Annotated in this window: 18 protein-coding genes and 1 other RNA gene; 4 read left to right on the forward strand and 15 right to left on the reverse strand. The window is 47.9% G+C overall.

Annotated features, from left to right (window positions below):
- Positions 1-117: 117 nt before the first annotated feature.
- Together cls and V4C51_RS01815 are read right to left on the reverse strand one after the other, a co-directional pair.
- Complete coding sequence (gene cls / locus V4C51_RS01810) at positions 118-1,584, reverse strand: cardiolipin synthase (protein ID WP_330924410.1); 1,467 nt, start codon at positions 1,582-1,584, stop codon at positions 118-120.
- 32 nt (positions 1,585-1,616) lie between these two features.
- On the reverse strand, positions 1,617-2,396 hold the full coding sequence (locus tag V4C51_RS01815; RefSeq protein WP_330924411.1) for a TSUP family transporter: 780 nt from the start codon (positions 2,394-2,396) through the stop codon (positions 1,617-1,619).
- Between the two features lie 507 nt (positions 2,397-2,903).
- Between V4C51_RS01815 and amrB the strand changes: the two genes are divergently transcribed.
- Entirely contained in the window at positions 2,904-3,683 is a 780-nt protein-coding gene (amrB, locus tag V4C51_RS01820; protein ID WP_330924412.1) for an AmmeMemoRadiSam system protein B, read from the forward strand.
- 109 nt (positions 3,684-3,792) lie between these two features.
- On the opposite strand, the gene V4C51_RS01825 is transcribed toward amrB, so the two are convergent.
- The 11 genes from V4C51_RS01825 to V4C51_RS01875 form a co-directional block, all read right to left on the reverse strand.
- Positions 3,793-5,085 carry an adenylosuccinate synthase gene (locus V4C51_RS01825; RefSeq protein ID WP_330924413.1) on the reverse strand — a complete coding sequence of 431 codons (1,293 nt, stop codon included), beginning with the start codon at positions 5,083-5,085 and terminating at the stop codon, positions 3,793-3,795.
- 778 nt (positions 5,086-5,863) lie between these two features.
- Positions 5,864-6,742 (reverse strand): protease modulator HflC, encoded by an 879-nt coding sequence (hflC, locus tag V4C51_RS01830; RefSeq protein ID WP_330924414.1) that lies wholly within the window; start codon positions 6,740-6,742, stop codon positions 5,864-5,866.
- Positions 6,739-7,923 (reverse strand): FtsH protease activity modulator HflK, encoded by a 1,185-nt coding sequence (hflK, locus tag V4C51_RS01835; protein WP_330924415.1) that lies wholly within the window; start codon positions 7,921-7,923, stop codon positions 6,739-6,741. The genes hflC and hflK overlap by 4 nt, the downstream gene beginning before the upstream one ends.
- A gap of 198 nt (positions 7,924-8,121) precedes the next feature.
- Complete coding sequence (gene hflX, locus V4C51_RS01840) at positions 8,122-9,408, reverse strand: ribosome rescue GTPase HflX (RefSeq protein ID WP_330924416.1); 1,287 nt, start codon at positions 9,406-9,408, stop codon at positions 8,122-8,124.
- 314 nt (positions 9,409-9,722) lie between these two features.
- The gene (hfq, locus tag V4C51_RS01845) at positions 9,723-9,983 is read right to left on the reverse strand and encodes an RNA chaperone Hfq (RefSeq protein WP_330924417.1); all 261 of its coding nucleotides are present in this window, start codon (positions 9,981-9,983) and stop codon (positions 9,723-9,725) included.
- 519 nt (positions 9,984-10,502) lie between these two features.
- Complete coding sequence (gene miaA / locus V4C51_RS01850; protein ID WP_330924418.1) at positions 10,503-11,408, reverse strand: tRNA (adenosine(37)-N6)-dimethylallyltransferase MiaA; 906 nt, start codon at positions 11,406-11,408, stop codon at positions 10,503-10,505.
- Positions 11,409-11,528: 120 nt separating this feature from the next.
- Positions 11,529-12,125, reverse strand: a complete 597-nt coding sequence (locus tag V4C51_RS01855; RefSeq protein ID WP_330924419.1) for a GNAT family N-acetyltransferase — start codon at positions 12,123-12,125, stop codon at positions 11,529-11,531.
- A gap of 179 nt (positions 12,126-12,304) precedes the next feature.
- The gene (locus tag V4C51_RS01860; protein ID WP_330924420.1) at positions 12,305-13,549 is read right to left on the reverse strand and encodes an FAD-dependent monooxygenase; all 1,245 of its coding nucleotides are present in this window, start codon (positions 13,547-13,549) and stop codon (positions 12,305-12,307) included.
- A 3-nt stretch (positions 13,550-13,552) separates the two neighbouring features.
- Complete coding sequence (gene ubiH, locus V4C51_RS01865; protein WP_330924421.1) at positions 13,553-14,800, reverse strand: 2-octaprenyl-6-methoxyphenyl hydroxylase; 1,248 nt, start codon at positions 14,798-14,800, stop codon at positions 13,553-13,555.
- A gap of 13 nt (positions 14,801-14,813) precedes the next feature.
- Positions 14,814-15,401: a UPF0149 family protein gene (locus V4C51_RS01870; RefSeq protein WP_330924422.1), complete on the reverse strand. Its 588-nt coding sequence runs from the start codon at positions 15,399-15,401 to the stop codon at positions 14,814-14,816.
- 308 nt (positions 15,402-15,709) lie between these two features.
- Complete coding sequence (locus tag V4C51_RS01875; RefSeq protein ID WP_330924423.1) at positions 15,710-16,066, reverse strand: hypothetical protein; 357 nt, start codon at positions 16,064-16,066, stop codon at positions 15,710-15,712.
- 393 nt (positions 16,067-16,459) lie between these two features.
- Between V4C51_RS01875 and V4C51_RS01880 the strand changes: the two genes are divergently transcribed.
- The 3 genes from V4C51_RS01880 to ssrS all read left to right on the forward strand — a co-directional run bounded on the left by V4C51_RS01880 (position 16,460) and on the right by ssrS (position 17,552).
- Positions 16,460-16,669 carry a TIGR02449 family protein gene (locus tag V4C51_RS01880; RefSeq protein WP_330924424.1) on the forward strand — a complete coding sequence of 70 codons (210 nt, stop codon included), beginning with the start codon at positions 16,460-16,462 and terminating at the stop codon, positions 16,667-16,669.
- Positions 16,666-16,974, forward strand: a complete 309-nt coding sequence (locus V4C51_RS01885) for a cell division protein ZapA (protein ID WP_330924425.1) — start codon at positions 16,666-16,668, stop codon at positions 16,972-16,974. The genes V4C51_RS01880 and V4C51_RS01885 overlap by 4 nt, the downstream gene beginning before the upstream one ends.
- A gap of 399 nt (positions 16,975-17,373) precedes the next feature.
- Positions 17,374-17,552, forward strand: a non-coding RNA gene (gene ssrS, locus V4C51_RS01890) — 6S RNA.
- Positions 17,553-17,629: 77 nt separating this feature from the next.
- On the opposite strand, the gene V4C51_RS01895 is transcribed toward ssrS, so the two are convergent.
- Positions 17,630-18,373 carry a carbonic anhydrase gene (locus tag V4C51_RS01895; RefSeq protein ID WP_330924426.1) on the reverse strand — a complete coding sequence of 248 codons (744 nt, stop codon included), beginning with the start codon at positions 18,371-18,373 and terminating at the stop codon, positions 17,630-17,632.
- Positions 18,374-18,483: 110 nt separating this feature from the next.
- On the reverse strand, positions 18,484-19,209 hold the full coding sequence (locus V4C51_RS01900; RefSeq protein ID WP_330924427.1) for a fimbria/pilus periplasmic chaperone: 726 nt from the start codon (positions 19,207-19,209) through the stop codon (positions 18,484-18,486).
- Positions 19,210-19,293: the final 84 nt, after the last annotated feature.

Consider the following 19,293-nt stretch of genomic DNA (forward strand, 5'->3'; position numbering starts at 1 on the left):
AGGACTGCGAGAAATGGCGGATAAAAAGTCGCTTTTGTGAGGAGAGTAGCGGGACTATTTGACGCCGAAATCTCCGTGCATGGAAGACTTGCCCCAACCTGCTTCGCCTTTAAACAGCTACAACAATGGACTCAATAGCTGCATCGTATTTTCTAAAAATTTCCTCCCAAAGGTTCGATTCTGCCACTGTTCAAGAACCACTGCTTCCGACTGGGCCAGGTAGCTCTCCAACAGTGTTGTAATCTGTTGACCAAAGTGCTCATCATAGATAATTAGCGTGACTTCAAAATTCAGCCAGACGCTGCGCATATCGAGATTAACGGTACCAAACAACACGGTAGAACGATCAACCAACACACACTTGGTGTGAAGCAAGCCACCCTTAAACTGGTGAATTTCAACGCCACTAATCAACAACTCTTCATAATAGGCACGACTGGCATGGTGTACCATTTTGGAGTCATTCTTTTCCGGCACCAGTAACTTCACCTGCACACCACGCATGGCAGCTGATTTAAGCGCAGTTAACAGGGACTCATCAGGAATAAAGTAAGGCGTAGAAATCAGCAGCGCTTCCTGGCTTTCGTAAATAGCCGCTAACAGCACCTGGTGGAGCAGCTCGCGATCAACCCCCGGACCTGAAGGAAGCACATGGACTTCGGCCAATGAGTCATAGATTACCGGGCTTTCAGCTTGCACGTACCTTCTGTTAAAACTGGGGTGTCCCTTGCCCGTCTCCAGTGTTTGGTCATATTGCACTATAGATCCAAGTACATGGGCTGCCACACCTTCAATTCGTACCATGGCATCCACCCATTGGCCCACGTCTGCCTCCTGCCTGAAGTATTTTGGGTCTACCAGATTAAAGCTCCCTGTCCATGCGATGGCGTCATCAATGACGAGGATCTTGCGATGATTGCGGATATCCATTCGCTCAACCAGCATCTGAAAGGGGCCCACCGGCATTGAGGCGATGACAGTAATGCCTGCGGCTTTCAACTGATTCACCCACTGGCTGCCAATAAAAGCACGACTGCCCACAGCGTCGAGTATGACCAGACAGCTCACCCCACGGTTAGCCGAGTCAATCAATGCATGCACAAATTCAAGAATACGCCCCTCGGGAGCCCATATGTAAAATTCCAGCACGATGGATGATTGTGCGTTTTTTATATCCCTGACCATGCCCTTGACAATATCATCGGTTTCATAGAACAGCTGTAACTGATTGCCCGGTAAGGCGGGTATGGCCATGGTATGTTCTGCTAGCCGGTAAATAGCATTGTAGGACGTCACAGGACAACGTGGGGGGCCGCTGTCACTGATCACGCTGGCCAGATGCGTTGACCACTGTTCATAATCCGGGTATAACTGCTCAATCCGCTTTAGTCGGCGAGAGCCAAGCCGACGGGAGCCAAACAACATATAGAAAAAAAAACCTGCCACAGGCAAGGCAAACAACAGAACCAGCCATGCCAGCGACACACCCACGGGGCGTCGTTTCATGATGATCATCATGGCAAACAGGATGATACTGGTCAGATAAGCTGTTCCGACTAACAGACTGGGAAAATTCTCACTCATTACAGCTGTTGATGCCCTCGTATTATCGTTATTCAGAAAAACAGGGTTGAATACTGATCCCACAATAGTTTTGCGGTCATGACCAGCGAAACAAGGACAATCATCGGACGAATGACTTTGTGTCCACTTCTGGTCACCACGCGAGCTCCCAGTCTTGCCCCCAAAAACTGTCCCAGTAACATGAGCAGACCTGCTGTCCATACCACTTTTCCCCCAATGATAAAAAACAGCAATGAGGCTATATTACTTGTACAGTTCAATACCTTAGTATGCGCTGTGGCTTTTGTCAGGGAATAGCCCAGTAATGTTACAAAAGCAATGGCAAAAAATGACCCGGTACCAGGGCCAAAAAAACCATCATAAAAACCAATAAGCATTGCTACGGAGCAAGAAAATAAGGATAGACTAATACGTTGACGGGTATCTTTATCATTTCTTTGGGTTGGAGAAAACATAAAATAAGCGGCGATGACTACCATAAGAAAGGGTATCAGCTGCTGTAAAACGTTGGCAGAGACAAGTTGAACCAGCACTGTACCGAGCGCGCTACCGAAAAAGGTTAGCGCAATGGCCAGTTTGAGCTCTCTCAGATTAACCAGACCCCTGGAGATAAAGTAAATACTGGCTGACAACGAACCGCCTGTGCTTTGGAGTTTGTTTGTTGCCAGTGCCTGGGCAGGCGGTAAACCAGCAGCCAGCAGTGCCGGTACTGTAATCAAACCGCCCCCGCCTGCAATCGCGTCCACAAAACCCGCTGTAAGCGCCACAGAAAAAAGAAAAAGTGCCATTTCAAGCGTTAATAGGATGTCCAACGCCAGCCCCCGGAATCACTGCGCAGGTAGAAAACCGGGTCATAATACCACTATTAAAGGGGAGGGATTAAGGAATCACGAAGAAGCCGTCTTAGAAGCAGTCTTAAAAGTCATGCTCCTACTGCGGCTACGATAAATGGGTCTAAAAAGCCGCTTTTGTTCGTCAAATAGTCCCGCTATTCTCCTCACGAAAGCGACTTTTTATCCGCCATTTCTCGCAGTCCTCGCTACGGGCAGACTTTTAAGACTGCTTCTTAAGCCTGAATTGAGCAGCTGACCGCTTTTAATTTGCCTTCTTCTATTGAACTCGACTCTGACGTAATTTCCAGGCTCAGGGACAAACGTCGTATTGAATATGCCCATTGTCCAATAATCAGGGCGTTAAGGAAGCTGTTTGCTAAACCGTCGTTTTACCTTACATTTGATGACTGTCTATAATTAGGTTTTCTATGGCTTGTCAACATACATTACGATAAGTCTCCAGCCAGAACAGGGGTACCCGTTGTCATGATCATTCGCCCCCCCGCTGTTGCAGGTACGTTTTACCCAGCATCATCGAAAACTCTTCAGTCAATGGTTGGTGAACTATTGAATGATGCTGAAGAAAAACACCTTTCCCCCAAGATGCTGGTGGTGCCACACGCTGAACTGGCTTATTCCGGTCCTGTCGCCGCCAGCGCCTACCGTTTGCTGGCACCGGTGCGTGCTACGATTAAACGCGTTTTGCTATTGGGTCCTTCCCACCGGTTAGCTTTTGAAGGAATTGCGTTGCCCTCTGCTGATGCCTTTGCCTCACCGCTGGGCGATATCCCTCTTGATACCCTTGCAATGAGCCGGCTACTGGAGCTGAGTGATGTACAGGCATTGGACGCGGCCCATGACCAAGAACACAGCCTGGAGGTCCAGCTTCCCTTTATCAAGACCTGCTTGGAAGACATTTGTCTGATACCTTTAGTGATCGGTGATGCTTCAGTGTTTTCTGTTGTCAATATCATTGAATATCTCTGGGGTGGCGATGAAACACTCATTATTATCAGTACTGATTTAAGCCACTTTCATCATTATGATCAGGCGTGTCAGCGTGATGCTCAGACGGTGAAAGCGATCGAACAAAAAAATGCCTTCCTTACAGGTGGTCAGGCTTGTGGCTGCGTACCCTTAAACGGCGCTCTCAGGGTTGCCCAGAAGCGGTGCATGGAAGTGATCACACTGGATGTTCGTAACTCTGGCGATACAACAGGTGATAAAGACCGTGTTGTGGGCTATGGGGCTTTTGCGATTCAATGAATTGTGGACAGTGGAACGGGTAGATACAATAGAATGTCAAAAGCCGGTCTTGGGGTAGCAACAGCCATACAAAAGCCTGCATTGAATCAAGCAGGCTTTTATTCACTTATCAACTAAAGGGCTGTTCCAACACAATAGTTTCTAAACGGTCAGGGCCAGTAGAAACGATATGAATGGCCGTTCCCGTCAGCTCTTCCAGCTTTTTAATATAAGCGCGTGCATTCTCAGGCAATGCATCCAGCGATCTGGCGCCATATGTGGATTCACTCCAGCCAGGCAGTTCTTCGTATACAGGTACCAGAGACTCATACTCCTCAATATCCACGGGTGTCCCGATGGCCTCACCCTGGCTATTCGTGTAGCCGACACAAACCTTGATGGTTTCCAAACCGTCCAGTACGTCCAGCTTGGTCAAACACAAGCCAGAGACACTGTTGATTTGAATAGCCTGACGTAAGGCCACCGCATCAAACCAGCCACAACGACGAGGGCGGCCAGTAGTAGCACCAAACTCATGGCCTTTTTCTGCCAGGTGACGACTCACTTCACAGTCCAGCTCTGTGGGGAATGGGCCTGAACCGACACGTGTTGTGTAAGCCTTGGTAATACCTAACACATAATCCAGATACAGTGGACCAAAACCACTGCCTGTGGACACGCCACCAGAGGTGGTATTGGAGGATGTTACAAACGGGAACGTACCGTGATCAATATCCAACAGGGAACCCTGGGCGCCCTCAAATAAAATGCGATCACCGTTCCTGTGGCGTTCATGCAGAGTGTCAGTCACACGGTCAACCAGTGGTGCCAGTTGTTCACCCATGGCCAGGGCTTCATTCAATACGTTCTGGTAATCAACTGCTTCTGCCCTGTAATAGTTTTTCAACACAAAGTTATGGTAGTCCATTACATCTTTCAGCTTCTTAGCGAAGCGCTCAGGATGCAGCAAGTCAACCAGGCGTAAGCCACGACGGGCCACCTTGTCTTCATAAGCCGGGCCAATGCCACGGCCCGTTGTACCGATTTTGGCTTTACCCAGTGCAGACTCGCGGGCCTGATCCAGTGCGATATGGTAAGGCAGGATCAGTGGGCAGGAAGGACTCAGTCGTAAGCGTTCACGAACAGGAACACCCTGCTCCTCCAGTTGTGCCATTTCTCTCAGCAGGGCTTGTGGAGAAAGGACAACACCATTGCCGATATAGCAGATAACATCGTCACGCAAAATACCCGAAGGAATCAGGTGTAATACCGTCTTTTTCCCTTCAATAACCAGGGTGTGACCAGCATTATGCCCGCCTTGAAAGCGAACGACAGCATCGGCCTGCTCGGTCAGCAGGTCAACGATCTTGCCTTTACCTTCATCACCCCACTGAGTGCCCAGTACGACAACAGTCTTACCCATGGAATCAGTCTCTTAACGTCAAATAAAACAGATGACCCAAGCTATAAGCTGTAAAATAGCAAGCTTATAGCTTCCAATTTCTCGTGATGCACTAGCCCGGATATTTCATAAACATGCTCCTGGCCTTGCTTTCTCCTTGCGACTCTAAGGGCAGTTTATGAAATATCCGGGCTAGGAGCCTGTCGGGCTTAAGCTTTCGAGCATGAAATTCAGTAGAGCGAGCCAGATGTTTCGATGGATTTGCGCGAACAGTTGACCTATTTAAGCAAATTCATCGGAAAATATGGCCGCTCTTTCTGGATTTCAGGCCGAAATTGCCTTAAGTCCGACAGGCTCCTAGCTATTAGCTAATAAAAAAGAGCAATATAACACCCACCAACATACTGACCGAACCGGTAAACCTGAGAAGCAGTTTTAAACACCGTGCTGCTCCGGCGGTTTGCGATAAACGGGTTTAAAAAGCCGATTTTGTTGGTTAAATAGCGGACTATTTGCTCTTCAACATCGACTGGTTATTCTCCGTTTCTCATGATCCTCGCTACTGGCAGACGGTTAAGGCTGCTTATAAACTCACGATCATCAACTTCGGCCTCTGGATACTCGTAAGTTTCCAGCCTGGTGGATAGAGAAAGGACGCAATCACTTCAAGCGCGGTCAATGCCTGTTGGCTAAGGCCCATTGCCCGTTTCCTCTATACACGAAAAAACCGGGCCTGAACCCGGTTTTAAATAGTTTATCACTGTCTGAGGCAGAGTAAACCGCTACAGACAGTAACCGATTATTTATCTTTGCCTGATGTACTGTTCAGGTACTTGAAAAATTCATTATCCGGCTCAATCATAATGACATCGCGCGGATCATTAAAGGCCTCTTTATAGGCTTGCAAGCTGCGATAGAATGCGTAGAACTCAGGGTCCTGGCGATACGCTCGCGCATAGATTTCTGCTGCTTTCGCGTCACCTTCACCTTTGAGAATCTCAGCTTTTTTGTAGGCATCCGCTAGCAGTATACGCTTCTCACGGTCAGCATTCGCCTTGATACCTTCAGCGATTTCAATACCTTTAGAGCGGTACTCCTGGGCTTCCTTTTCACGTTCGGAAGACATCCGCTCAAAGACGGAGTCACTGACCTGAGGAGGCAGGTCAATGCGTTTCACCCGAACATCAACAACGGATATACCCATTTCAGTCCGTGCAACAGTATCCAGTGACTGAGTAATATCATCCATTAGCTGATCACGCTGACCGGAAACAACTTCGTTCAGTGTCAGGCCACCAAACTTGTTTCGCATCCGAGACTCTGCCCGTTGCCCTAGCAGTGTGCTAGCACGCATTAAATCGCCAGCTGTCGCCTTATAAAAGGCATACACATCGTGAATTCGCCACTTGATGTAAGAGTCTACAACAACGGCTTTTTTTTCCAGCGTCAAGAAGCGCTCGGAAGGAACATCCATGGTTTGAAGGCGGCCATCGAATACCCTGACTTTATCCACCATCGGAATTTTCCAGTGCAGACCTGGCTCAATGCTTTCTTCGACAACCTGTCCAAAACGGAGTTGTACAGCACGCTCACGCTCTGAAATCACAAAGAGCGTATTATAGGCCACCAGGACTAAAACAGTGATGGCAACCAATCCACTGAAAGCTTTTTGGTTCATCGTCCAACCCTCCCAGTGCTATTTTTACGTGCAGAACTCACGCGCTTATTTAACTCCTCGGTGACCCGATTAGTGATTTCATCCAGCTGTTGCTGAGTCAGTTCTTGCGATGGCGTTGTTTGAGTAGCTGTTTTACTGCTGATGAGCTTATCCAGAGGCAGGTACATCATGTTGTTGCCTCCTTTAACATCAACAAGGACTTTACTGCTTTTGCTCAGCACGGACTCGACAGTTTCAATGTATAAACGCTCGCGGGTGACATCAGGTGCTTTCTTGTATTCAGAATACAGATTGCTGAAACGAGCAGCGTCACCTTCGGCTCTGGCGATAGTTTCATCACGGTAAGCGCTGGCATTTTCAACGGCTCGTTTCGCCTGGCCACGCGCTTCAGGAATCACTTTGTTTGCGTAAGCCTCAGCATGGTTTTTCGCACGCTCCTGATCCTCACGGGCGCGGATTACATCATCAAAAGCTGCCTGAACCTCTTTCGGTGGCAGGGCGCTTTCAATGTTGACTTTTCTGATGCTCAGGCCAGACCCGTAGCTGTCGATATACGCCTGCAGTCTCGCAAGAACTTCTACGCCCATGGTTTCACGACCTTCTGTCAAAATCTGATGCATTTCTGAGCTACCCACCACATGACGCAGCGCGCTTTGGGTCGCTTCTTCAAGGCTGACAAGAGGTTTGGTTACATTCAGTACATAATCTTTAATGTTTGTGATGTTGTACTGAACCGACATGGAGACTTCAACAATATTTTCGTCTTTCGTGAGCATTTGTTGACGCAGATTATAGGTACGAAGCTCAGTCACACGCTCCTGAAATTTTTGTTCAATACCCGGAAAATAAAGATGCAATCCCGGCTCTACCGTATCAACATATTGACCAAAACGCAGAATCACTGCACGTTCTTTTTCATCCACGGTATAAACGGCGTTCCAAAGGTATATAGCCGCCAGTATAATCGCACCGGCAATAAAAATTCCAGCAGAAGAAGCAGCGTTATTATTACCCTTGCCAGAGCCTGAGCTTCCCCCTTTTCGGCCTCCCCCGAAAATACCATTCAGTTTATCCTGGAATTTACGAAAGGCATCATCAAGATCAGGAGGACCCTGCTTCTTACCTTTGTTGCCTCCACCCCAAGGATCCTGGTTATTTCCACCCGGCTCGTTCCAGGCCATATACGTCTCCGTAGAGTCAAATTCGAAAAAAACGACTACACCCACATGCGCTGGGAGTATTCCCCAGGCCGGCGAAGCTTAGTTCTACCATGATCCAGATTGTAGGGTTTACACCGCGGACACTGCAAGTTGAATTGGTAAATTCACAAATTGAAGGCAGTATACCTGCGGAGTAAATCGCCCCGCCCAACTTATAACCTATACGATACAGCTTTCAACCACCAACCCTTCTTGCTTAACCAGTTTGTTAAAATCAACGCGCGGTAAACGAATGTTCAGAATTAAATGACCTGTCTCTGAATAGGTTTCATTTTGAATGGCACCCATCTGATACAACTTCGATCTTACTCTCCCCTTGGAGGGGGGCAGTGACAGGCTGCCTTCAAACATATCTTCCGATAACAACTCAGCAACGGCCTGTTGCAGAAGTTCAGCCCCTTCGCCTGTAGCCGCTGATAACCAGACCCTGACAGGTTTGCCACATTCATTCCGCTGAATATGGGGGGTTACCCCGTCGAGTAAATCCACCTTATTGAAGACCTGTAGCACCGGGACATCGTGTGCTTCAATTTCTTCAAGCACCTTGTGGACTTGCTCAATATTATCGAGTCGCTCCGGGTCGTGGCTGTCTATAACATGAAGTAGCAGGTCAGCCTGACTGGTTTCCTCCAGCGTGGCCCTGAACGCTTCTACCAGCTTATGGGGAAGGTGGCGAATAAAGCCGACAGTGTCGGCAATAATGGCTGAGCCAATATCCGGAAATTCAAACCGCCGCAAGGTCGGGTCCAAGGTGGCAAACAACTGATCAGCAGCGTAGACGTCCGACATTGTCAGCGTGTTAAAAAGGGTGGATTTTCCTGCGTTGGTATAGCCTACCAGAGAGATCAGGGGCAACTCTGCCCGTTTGCGGGAACGTCGGCCCTGATCACGTTGACGGCGCACTTTATCCAACCGGCGAATAATACTTTTAATGCGAATCCGCAGTAACCGGCGGTCTGTCTCAAGCTGGGTTTCACCAGGCCCCCGTAAACCGATCCCCCCTTTTTGTCGCTCAAGGTGTGTCCAACCCCTGACAAGGCGTGTGCTCATATGTTGAAGCTGCGCGAGCTCCACCTGCAACTTACCTTCAAAGGTACGGGCACGTTGAGCAAAGATATCAAGAATCAGTCCTGTACGATCTATTACCCTTGCTTCAAGCGCTTTTTCAAGATTACGCTCCTGGCTCGGTGACAGCTCATGATTGAAGATGACCACCTCCGCCTGGTGAAGGATGACAAGCTCTCTGATTTCTTCGACCTTACCAGGCCCGACAAAAAAGCGCGGATTAGGGTGCTGATTGTTGGCAGTGACAAAAGCTTCTGACGATACGTTCGTCGAGCTAACGAGTTCCATAAACTCTTGTGGATCTTCTCTGCTCCTTTCATCTCTGACTTCCAGATGAACAAGAACAGCCTTTTCTCCTCCTTCATGGCGCTCAAAAAACAAAAAATTAACTCCTGCTTGTTGCTTTCAGTTGCACCTGAGGGCTTGTCAGAGTCAGCGAGAAAAAGATCCGTTTGTGACAGTTTTCAAGCTGATTCGGGGCAATAGTGATCCTCTTTCGAGAAGCACTATAAAAACTGACCACATCCAGCTTTTTTCGCAGCAGCTCAGCGCTCAGTCCAACAGCTCCTCAGGCGCGTGGCATGATAGTAAATCACTCTTAAGGGTAGCACTCTAACCTTCACAAAACACGTGCGCACAAAAAAAGGCGCGTCAGGCGCCTTTTTATGCTGTGTTTTATGCTGTGTTGCTGCAGATTATATCTGTTCAGGGTGTGGCTGTTGGTGCTCACCTTCGCCTTGCATCGGCAAACGAACGGGGCGGGCTGGCACAACAGTTGACACTGCATGCTTGTATACCATCTGGCTGACAGTGTTTTTCAACAGGATCACAAACTGATCGAAAGACTCAACCTGTCCCTGAAGCTTAATGCCATTGACCAGGTAAATAGAAACGGGTACGCGTTCTTTACGTAGCACATTCAGGTAAGGGTCTTGTAGAGAATGCCCTTTTGACATTTCTGTACTCCTTAATAATTCTGGGGTTGTGAATAGCTTTTTATCACTTGTAAGAGCAGCTATCCGCTTGACCGGCTGAGCCAGCGCCTAATTGTATGATCTATGTACAGCCCATAAAGTGCCGGCCCACCCCGGACGCTGTTCACACTCTTTTATGAGCTGCGACCGCCGATAAAAACTGCCTGTTTTCTGCTTTTCCTGGTTACATAGTGGCACTATGCTCCTCAGAAAATCGAAAACAGGCAGCTTTATATCATCGATTTTGCTTTTCACAAAAGATCATGAACAGCTTCTTGGGTGAGCGCCCTTGTGCACTCAATAAGTAATACTAGCTAGTCCCACCAAACCTGCAAACGACTGTTCACTTAACATGCTAAACCAGTCTCTGGCAGGCTCTTTTAGCACCAACCCAAAGGTCGTTACATTTCTTATGCTAATTTAACATGCCGGCCAACAAAAAATTGATAGAGTCAATTACTTATCAGACTGACACATAAACCGATAAAAAGAGGGAGTCTACTATCTTAGACCCTGTTGGATGACTTGCAAGGCATCCAGCAGAATATCTGTTGATAGTGAGTCCAGCCAGTGCGCACCCGGCCAGCTGCGGAGCCAGGTTAGTTGTCGTTTCGCAAGCTGACGGGTGGCAACGATGCCCTTTTCGATCATTTCTTCATGGCTGAACTCTCCGCTCAGTTTAGCCCACATTTGGCGGTAGCCTACGGCACGAATCGAGGGCAATGACGGGTTCAAGTCGCCCCGCTGGTAAAGTGCCCGCACCTCTTGTTCAAACGACTGGTCAATCATTTTCTGAAACCGCAGGGCAATGCGCTGATGGAGTACAGTCCGGTCTTCAGGAGCTATAGCCAGGTTGATTACCCGGTAGGGCAAGGGGGAGACTTTCTGCTCTGTGTGCCATGAAGATATTGAGCGCCCCGTGGCTTCATAAACTTCCAACGCGCGCTGAAGGCGCTGGGTGTCTGTCGGCTTGATACGCCTGGCAGCCACAGGATCAACAGTTTTAAGCCGGTCATGCAGAACTGACCAGCCCTGTTCACGGGCTTCCTCTGTCAACTTGTGGCGAATCTCTGGATTAGCCTCTGGCAACGTTGCCAAGCCATCACGCAGAGCCTTGAAATACATCATAGTACCACCAACGAGCAACGGTATTCGACCCTTGCTGGCAATATCAGCCATTTCTCGCAAGGCATCTTTGCGAAACTCGGCGGCTGAGTAGGGTTGTACCGGATCAAGAAAACTGATTAGCCGGTGCGGTGCTTCAGCCAGCTCTTTTGCGGAGGGTTTTGCCGTGCCTATATCCATGCCCTTATACACCAGTGCGGAATCAACACTGATAATGTCGCAGGGCAGGGCTTTTGACAGGGCAATAGCCAAGTCGGTTTTGCCTGAAGCAGTGGGTCCCATCAGGAAAATAGCAGGCCTGTTTTGCGGAGGATTCAGCTGACTCACTTCTATTTACCCGTTGGAAATACATTAAATCCGGGAGAGTATACCTTAGTTGCCCTGTCTCAGCATGACTGACTGTCAAATAATTCCGGTAAAATACGATATAATTTTTGGGTAGAGGATATTGTGAGCAGTTTCGACATTGGCTTGCCAGTATCGGTGTTTCCTGCCCAATCTTGCATACATAAGACCTTTTTCATCGAACGCATCGTAAAAAACGTCCTCACCGATTACATACCGACCTGTAAGATTGGCTTCTGGATTCACTAACGGTTTTTTTTCCTCAATAACCCCTTCAGGGTCAGGAAAAAACCCAAGCTTTATATAAAACCCCAGAGCAGCCGGAAACGGTTGAAACACATAGAGAAAGACACCCTGGTTTATCATCACCTCCTTGATAGCTGCGTACATCAAAAGTGAGCCCAAATACAGCTTTTGAAAAGCAGGGTCAACAGCAATAGTGGAAATAACATAGCGCTGGTTATGGTAGCTGTCTCCATAGCTGACTATTATATAGCCAGCATCATAGTCATCATTTTCTTTATATTCAGTTATAAGTCTGAGATGGAGTTTGTTTCTGCTGTGCCATTTATTGATACGTTCAAAAAGAAAAAACTGGCCATCATTATGTTTAAAAATGGACTGATCTTTTATTGCGGAAAGCTCAAATCCCATGAGACACCCCCTGTTTACAAAAGACGGCAGCACAATGCTACCAACGCCAAAGCGTCAACAGTACTCACAATGGGCGATCACACTCCGTTGAGTTCTGCGTGCTCTGGATCACGCGGCAATGCATCCGTTGCTTCATTAACAGGGATTCTTCCGCCACCGCTCAAAGGCATTGACACAGATTACCCGAACCGTGTTGGCGCTTGAGCCAATAAGGGCAGCACTCCCGATGTACCCAGAGCCTGCCTGACAATCAACTCCTTTAAAAGAGGCAACTTGTTCACTGCTTTTAGTCCGGTGTTTCTTAGCCAGCGAATGGCTAAATGATCTGCTGCAAAGAGGTTCTGAAAGCCTTTCATTGCCATAATCATCGCCAGATTATGGCCTTTGCGTCGACGTTGATAGCGCGCCAATATATGCTGGCCGGCAAAGTTGTCACCCCGTTCAACAGCTTTTATCAGTTCCTCTGTCAGCACCGCCACATCCATTAATCCAAGGTTGACCCCCTGCCCTGCCAGAGGGTGAATGGTGTGTGCCGCATCGCCCACCAAAACGATATTGTTGCGATAATAGGCATTAGCGTGGCGTTGTCGCAACGGGAAGCAAAAGCGCGGCTCGACGTGTTCAATCCGTCCGAGCTTTTTCTCAAAGGCTTTTTCCAGTGCTGATATAAAAGCGTCATCACCCAATGCCATCATTTTATCCGCTTCACAGGGTAGTTGTGACCAGACAATTGAGCAGTAGTGTTTTTCTCCCATAGAAGGCAAAGGTAAAAAAGCCAGTGGACCTGTATCCCGGAACACCTGCCAGGCCGTGTCTTGATGGTATTTTTCAGTTTGTACCGTGGTGACCACCGCATGGTGAAGGTAGTCATTTTGTGAGGAGGGAATGGCGGCAAGCTGACGCAAGCGGGACTCAGCGCCATCAGCAGCGACCATCAGTTGGGTGTTAAGTACCCTGCCGTCAGAGAGAGTGACTCGGGCACTGACTATGCCAAGGTCAAATCGGAGGTCTGTCTGCCGTTCAAACAAATCAACAGTGGTATTTTTCAGCCCCGCCAGTATCCCCTGACGAATCACCTTATTTTCAACAATACTGCCAATAGACGTTTTTGAAACCGAGTCCGCATCGAACTCAATAGCCCCTGTCCCCTCATTGTCCCAAACAAACATCTGTGAATAAGGGCAAGTTCGCTGATCGGTCATGAACGACCAAACACCCAGATTTTTAAACAGGTTAATAGATGCTTCTGTCAGTGCGCTGACTCTAGGTGTATACATTGATGAAGGGGCTACAGGCTCAGGTGACAAGGCTTCCTGGTCAATCAACGCAATGGACAAGCTGCTGTCAGCCAACGCCAACGCCAACGAAGCGCCGGTCATGCCACCACCAACAATGATTACATCATAGTCTTGTACTACGGCCATTGCTTACAATCCCATTGCTGCTTTGGTAAACCGGCTTTTCAGTGAACCGCCCAAATCCAGCCCGAGTAATGCCAGGTTTCTGGTCAAAATCACTGAAGGTTCGGAGCGGGAGAAGAGTTTGACCAGGCCATCACAAAATGCCAGCGTTTTTTTCTGACCTCTCGTCTGTTTATTTTCGTATTCCAGCAATCGGCTCAGCTGCCCAATGGGTCGTCCCGCTTTAAGAGAACCCGCGATATTGTCTGCCAACGCCATGACGTCACGAATGGCCAGATTGTAACCCTGACCGGCAACCGGGTGAAGGGTATGAGCCGCATTCCCCAACACAACCAGCCCCGGTCTGACCTGCTCTTTTGCTACACTCATCGTCAGGGGATAACTGTCTCGTTTACCAACACGGGTAAACCGCCCCCCTCGGTAACCAAAGGCTGACTGTAACGCCGACAGAAAATCACGCTCACTCATAGCCAACACATGCCCAATTTCCTCATCAGGTAATGTCCAGACCAACCCAAAGCAGTGCTGACCAAAAGCCTCAGCACTGGAAGCTGAAGACAGGATTTTTGGTAGCAAGGCTATGGGGCCTTTCTCCCCAAAACGTTCATAGGCAATCCCCTGATGGGGGCTGTCGACAGTAACATTAGCCACCAGCGCGGACTGACCATAGGCTTGGGTTTTCCGGTAAATGCCTAGCTGCTCTATCAATCCAGAGCGACCACCGTCGGCCAAAACAGCCAGTGACGCGGAAATGACCTGCTTTGTTTTATCATCATTCCTCCGCACAAGGGTGGTCATGCTTCCTTCATCGGGCCTGGCTTCAACCACCTCAGCAGGACTGAGGATATGGAGATAACCCTCGGCGGCGAAAGACTCAAGTTGTTTTAGCAGCGCGTCACCCAACAGGTAGTTATCCACCACATAGCCCAGCGCAGGAACGCCCTCCGCTTTATGATCAAGGCGGGTAACCCCAAAGTGCCCTTTATCAGACACATGCACTTGCCTGATGGCAGCAGCATTCGCTTCCAGCGCCTGCCACACGCCCAGTTTTTCATAGGCCAGGCGCGTACCGTAAGACAGCGCGGAAGAACGGGCGTCAAAGCTCGGTGGCAACGCTTTAGGCTTAGTAAGATCATGGGTTTCTACCAGTGCCATGGTAAGGCCTTGTAAGCGAGCAAAAGGCGCCAGCGCACAGACCAGGCTCGCCCCAACCAGGCCACCACCGATAATTAGAACGTCATAATTGTCAGCCATTGGGTAGACTCCTTCAATGTAACTTCCTGGATGACTTCGTTGTGGTCATTGTGGCAGAGGTGGTTGGATTCGTTTCATCAAAGACTGTGATCAGCGCCATTTTGACATATTCGCTGACCTCCAGAAAGTCCCGCTCAGCTTCATCGCTTTCATCAATGGCCGGCTGAATTTTTGCGATCTCGGCAAAGTCACGCAGTACCTCCTTCACTTCCTGACTTAATGTTGCTCCCTTAACACCCTCACCAAACCCTAATAAAAAAGCTGCACACCAGGTGCCCAGTGCCTCGGCACGTTGGTCAATGGCATTGTCTTCATCAGGCAAGAGCAAACGAATGGCAAAGTCAGCCATTTCGAGTTGGTTCAAGCTGACTGTATATAAGCGATTAACAACCTCTGTCGCAGCAGCATCCAACGCTTTTCCACCACAGAGTTCTGATACCTGTTTTACCCACTGTGCTGTTTTCAGGCGCTGGCCCGCTGCTAGCAGGCCACAAAGCAAACCATGAATTTCAGAAGGATGACCGGAGCATCCCAGCTCAACCAGGCGGTCAGCCACTTCATCGAAATCCACGCTTTTTTCAGCCTGTTGATGTTGACTCACAGTGTCGTCCTTATAAAGCGAGAAAAGTGCTGAATTTTAAAAACAGTTACAAAAAAAACGCAAGCTGATGGTATTCCTGAAGGTTCTTTGGTTATATCTGTTTTCAGTACGAACCTGTGCCGGTGTTAAATACGCTGCTTATGGGTAGCGCTTTGCCAGAACGCTTGCAGACTGGGCCAGGTTGCATGGCGTAGTTGATCCATGTTGACAAACATCATAACCGCGTCGTCACCATCTAAACAGGCGCTTGTTTTGGGTGACGATAAGCGAGACGTTATCGCTGAAGTGATCAAAGGCGAGGAAAAAAGCTATTTTGACTGGCTGCACTTCACCTCAACCTCAAAACAAGCACCACCTCTGTCACTGCATTTTTGTAATGTTTTACCCCTTGCTTCGGCCTCTGAACTGCCAGTGCCGTAGAAACTCCCTGCTTTCACATCGTCAAGATAGCAACCCCATTGGGTACGGTTGGCATCATGGTTGATATTGAGATTTCGAGTGGATTCCGTAGGCTGATTAAGCTGTTGTTTTAGTGATCCAATCTCGTCTTTCAGGCGTTCAACTTCTTGCTTGATTTGTTGGATTTCCTGGTCATTAGTTTCCGCTTGAACGACACTCGGTGTACAAACCGCGAGGCTTAACAGAAAAATCATACTGTACTTCATAGCAACCCCTTTTTTACAACTGCTCAGCTCATTTTGGGTAGTAAAGACTGCGTTTTTGCTTAGTTTTTATCAGTGTAGACATAAATAGTGAATACGTCAGAAACCAGAGGGCGTTCCCAATTTGATCTTTGGATTGCCGGGAGCCATTTCACCAAACTCTGAGAAAATCGAAAAACAGGCAGCCTTTCTCATTAGTTTCACTTTTCACAAAAGATCATGAACAGCTTCCTGGCATAGCGATCTTTGTGATGAGATTGTCATCTGATGAATACCCTGAAAATTTGTTATGATACCCTCTCTTTATGCAAGGTGTGTTGTCTTTTCCACGCTGGTGATTGTCCTCAATTTTTGGTCAGGCTATAGTAAAGTCAGTACACTTTTTTTCAGGACAGCATGAATAATCCCGACTTCAAGGCACTTGAGCAAAAAATCAGTTATCTGATGATACTCTGCGAAAGATACAATAAACATAATGAGCGTCTTCGCTACAGGGAGAAGCAGTTGCAGTCTGAACGCGAACGGCTGGTTGAAAAGAATAAAAATGCACGCACCAAAGTTGAAGCCATGATCAGTCGCCTGCGAGCATTGGAGCATGAATTATGATAGAAAGCACATCATCAGCAGCTGTAGTTAAGATTCTCGACAAGGAATATCGAGTCAGTTGCCCACCCGAAGAGCGTGAGGCACTCAATGCGGCGGCCAGTTTTCTCAGTGAAAAAATGCGGGATATTCGCGCGACCGGGAAGGTGATTGGTCTTGAGCGAATTGCCGTGATGGCGGCGTTAAATATCAGTCATGAACTCTTGCAGTCTCGTCACCAAACCTCCAATGAACAGGATGTGACCCACCAACATATTGAGCAGTTGCTGGGCAAGTTAAACAAGGCTCTGCAGTCGGTTGACTGCTGAACCCCCCCCCTGTGAACAAGCAGGTACTCCGTAACCCTGAATTACAAGGGGAAGGTGCACTTTTTCGTTTGCCAAACCAGGATAAACTCTCAAAAGCCTGCTCGAATGATTGAACCTGAATTCAGCAGTTGACCGCTTTTAACTTACCGGGGCCTTATTCCTCATTAAGGCTTAAAAAGCGTTGGGGCGTAATCCTGTCAAGATAAATCAATCGTCATGTATTAAACAGCAATTTTTATCAAAGGTTTATCAAAAAGCACCTTGAAGAGAAACAGGGACCTTTACGCAAGCGAGTTCAGATACTGGTAGACCTGCAGTTGGAAATAAGTTTTGATTTAATAGGGCTATTTGCTTAAAAAAAGAAGACTTATTCGTACCACACGATATAATTCATCGTAAGTCTCCCTGGTCTGTTTGCCAGTCAATAAAGTCCCGAGCCGATAACACCCAATCAGGGGGCTCCTCGACGGTGTCAGAGTGCAAGTCCACCTTGTAGTGGAAAGCCCAATTCACCACAGTAGTTCCCACCGTTACTTTACGGCACGGGCATCCCTTGGCAGCGGCAGGTCGGGGCGGCTTACTTAAGCTTATGATCCAGAGTCTTTGAGCGTGGATAAAATGTCATTGAACAACTCCATCTCCGCACTATCGCACCTTATTTTACAATAACTCTCCCATTCACTGGCTGAACAGGGCGATTATTATCATGACCAATCGCTCGGCTAAATTTAGCGATTTGCTCTTTTGATGCGGTATCATACGCTTTTACCACGAACCAGTTGACGCCCTCTGAGCACGGCGGCGTTGTCAGTGAGCCATTAAAACGATAGTAATCATGATTTGCTGGTATTAGCTTATCAGCGTTCACTGGTTGTTTTAATGTCACTTTAGTGTTTGCCTGCTCAGGCATTTGTGCCCAGACTTTTTCCAGTTCGGCATTAAACATGCCTTCGTTGTACATAACTGCCACCACTGCCAGATTACCCCGTTTATCAGCATGGACAAAGTGGGCTTCCATTGGGAAAGGCTTGCCTTCTATGGTGTTTTCACTTGGCGCATGGAAATGAAACTGTTTTAGCTCAAAAGTTCTGTCACCCACTGTGATAGTACTGCCTTTTTCATAGTTAACCCCAATGGTATGACCATTATTGATAACTTTTTCCCCACCCACTTTGTAAGCTATCTTCAGGGCAGGTAAGTTGCCCTCTATGGCGCGAGTAATATCAATGGGAGACTGGTTACTGCCGGTTTTGCACGTGCTGAAAGAAGGTGTCAACTCTCCCCAGTAATCGGGACCAGATTTACCTGAATAAGACCATGACTCACCAAGCCTTGCACAGCCTTGTACGCTCAAGACGATGGCAATAGCAGTAGTCAGTTTCGCACTTTTTTTTATCATTTTTTATTACCACATTACTTTGCGGTTATTCATCGCCTGAGCTTTTTTCTGCTGGTCTGACTTTTCTGAAAATAATTCGTCGTTCAAAGCCTGATTTTAATGAGCAGCTGTTAACTCTTAGTGGCAGATGCCAGGGGTTTAAGAGTGAATTCCCGCGTTCTTTCAAAAGTACCATCAAACAGCCCGTATGTGACTCGCACAGCTTCTGTGGGCACATCCAGTTTCCAGCTTTGGTCGGCATAAAGGCGTGTAGTGGCATCCAGTGGTTTACAGCTGTCATTCTTTTGTGTTGTACAGTATCTGCCATTACGCAACACTACATTGATGTTACCGGAATTTTTAAAGATCAGCTGCTCTCCCTTCTGCTGGGCTGTCACCTCATACTCTGGGTTATCGGGACGGATGAATACCAGTGCCTGGTAGGCAATAAGCAATTTGACCGCTGTTTCGCTGGCTTCCAGATCCCCGACCACCGGCTTAAAGGTAACACGGTACACAAGCTCGTTACCCGTAGGTTTTTCCAAGCTGACCATTCGTACAGTTTTACGGCCATTGGCTGGAATAATAGCTTTATTCGGGGTCGTCAGTAGTTTAAGTTTTTCAGGGTCTGTCACTTTGACCCGTTCTTCGTTTTTACTGCCTGGATTATGCACTTCAAAAACTTCTGTCTGAAGATAAAGGGTTTCTTCGCCGGGGTTTGATACAACTACATCTTGCCTGGGTTGTTTATTCGGGTCGAAGTACACAATCATACGATCAAGGGATAAAGCCGCAGATGCACTGGCGCTGAATAATAGCGATAAAAGAAGAGTCAGTGCTGATAAACGCCGAAACATAAATATATCCCCCTTTACATCGACAATGAACGACTTATTATGTGCATTCCAGTGATGTATCTTATTTGTTTTATAGGGTCTTAT

This window comes from Candidatus Sororendozoicomonas aggregata (assembly GCF_031528575.1).
Taxonomy (GTDB): Bacteria; Pseudomonadota; Gammaproteobacteria; order Pseudomonadales; family Endozoicomonadaceae; genus Endonucleibacter; species Endonucleibacter aggregata.

Excerpts from the sequence above, each read along its gene's own strand:
- cls (WP_330924410.1), bottom strand. The coding sequence starts at position 1,584 with ATGAGTGAGAATTTTCCCAGTCTGTTAGTCGGAACAGCTTATCTGACC.
- amrB (WP_330924412.1), top strand. The coding sequence starts at position 2,904 with ATGATCATTCGCCCCCCCGCTGTTGCAGGTACGTTTTACCCAGCATCA.
- V4C51_RS01825 (WP_330924413.1), bottom strand. The coding sequence starts at position 5,085 with ATGGGTAAGACTGTTGTCGTACTGGGCACTCAGTGGGGTGATGAAGGT.
- hflC (WP_330924414.1), bottom strand. The coding sequence starts at position 6,742 with ATGAACCAAAAAGCTTTCAGTGGATTGGTTGCCATCACTGTTTTAGTC.
- hflK (WP_330924415.1), bottom strand. The coding sequence starts at position 7,923 with ATGGCCTGGAACGAGCCGGGTGGAAATAACCAGGATCCTTGGGGTGGA.
- hfq (WP_330924417.1), bottom strand. The coding sequence starts at position 9,983 with ATGTCAAAAGGGCATTCTCTACAAGACCCTTACCTGAATGTGCTACGT.
- miaA (WP_330924418.1), bottom strand. The coding sequence starts at position 11,408 with ATGGGACCCACTGCTTCAGGCAAAACCGACTTGGCTATTGCCCTGTCA.
- V4C51_RS01855 (WP_330924419.1), bottom strand. The coding sequence starts at position 12,125 with ATGGGATTTGAGCTTTCCGCAATAAAAGATCAGTCCATTTTTAAACAT.
- V4C51_RS01860 (WP_330924420.1), bottom strand. The coding sequence starts at position 13,549 with ATGGCCGTAGTACAAGACTATGATGTAATCATTGTTGGTGGTGGCATG.
- ubiH (WP_330924421.1), bottom strand. The coding sequence starts at position 14,800 with ATGGCTGACAATTATGACGTTCTAATTATCGGTGGTGGCCTGGTTGGG.
- V4C51_RS01875 (WP_330924423.1), bottom strand. The coding sequence starts at position 16,066 with ATGAAGTACAGTATGATTTTTCTGTTAAGCCTCGCGGTTTGTACACCG.
- V4C51_RS01880 (WP_330924424.1), top strand. The coding sequence starts at position 16,460 with ATGAATAATCCCGACTTCAAGGCACTTGAGCAAAAAATCAGTTATCTG.
- V4C51_RS01885 (WP_330924425.1), top strand. The coding sequence starts at position 16,666 with ATGATAGAAAGCACATCATCAGCAGCTGTAGTTAAGATTCTCGACAAG.
- V4C51_RS01895 (WP_330924426.1), bottom strand. The coding sequence starts at position 18,373 with ATGATAAAAAAAAGTGCGAAACTGACTACTGCTATTGCCATCGTCTTG.
- V4C51_RS01900 (WP_330924427.1), bottom strand. The coding sequence starts at position 19,209 with ATGTTTCGGCGTTTATCAGCACTGACTCTTCTTTTATCGCTATTATTC.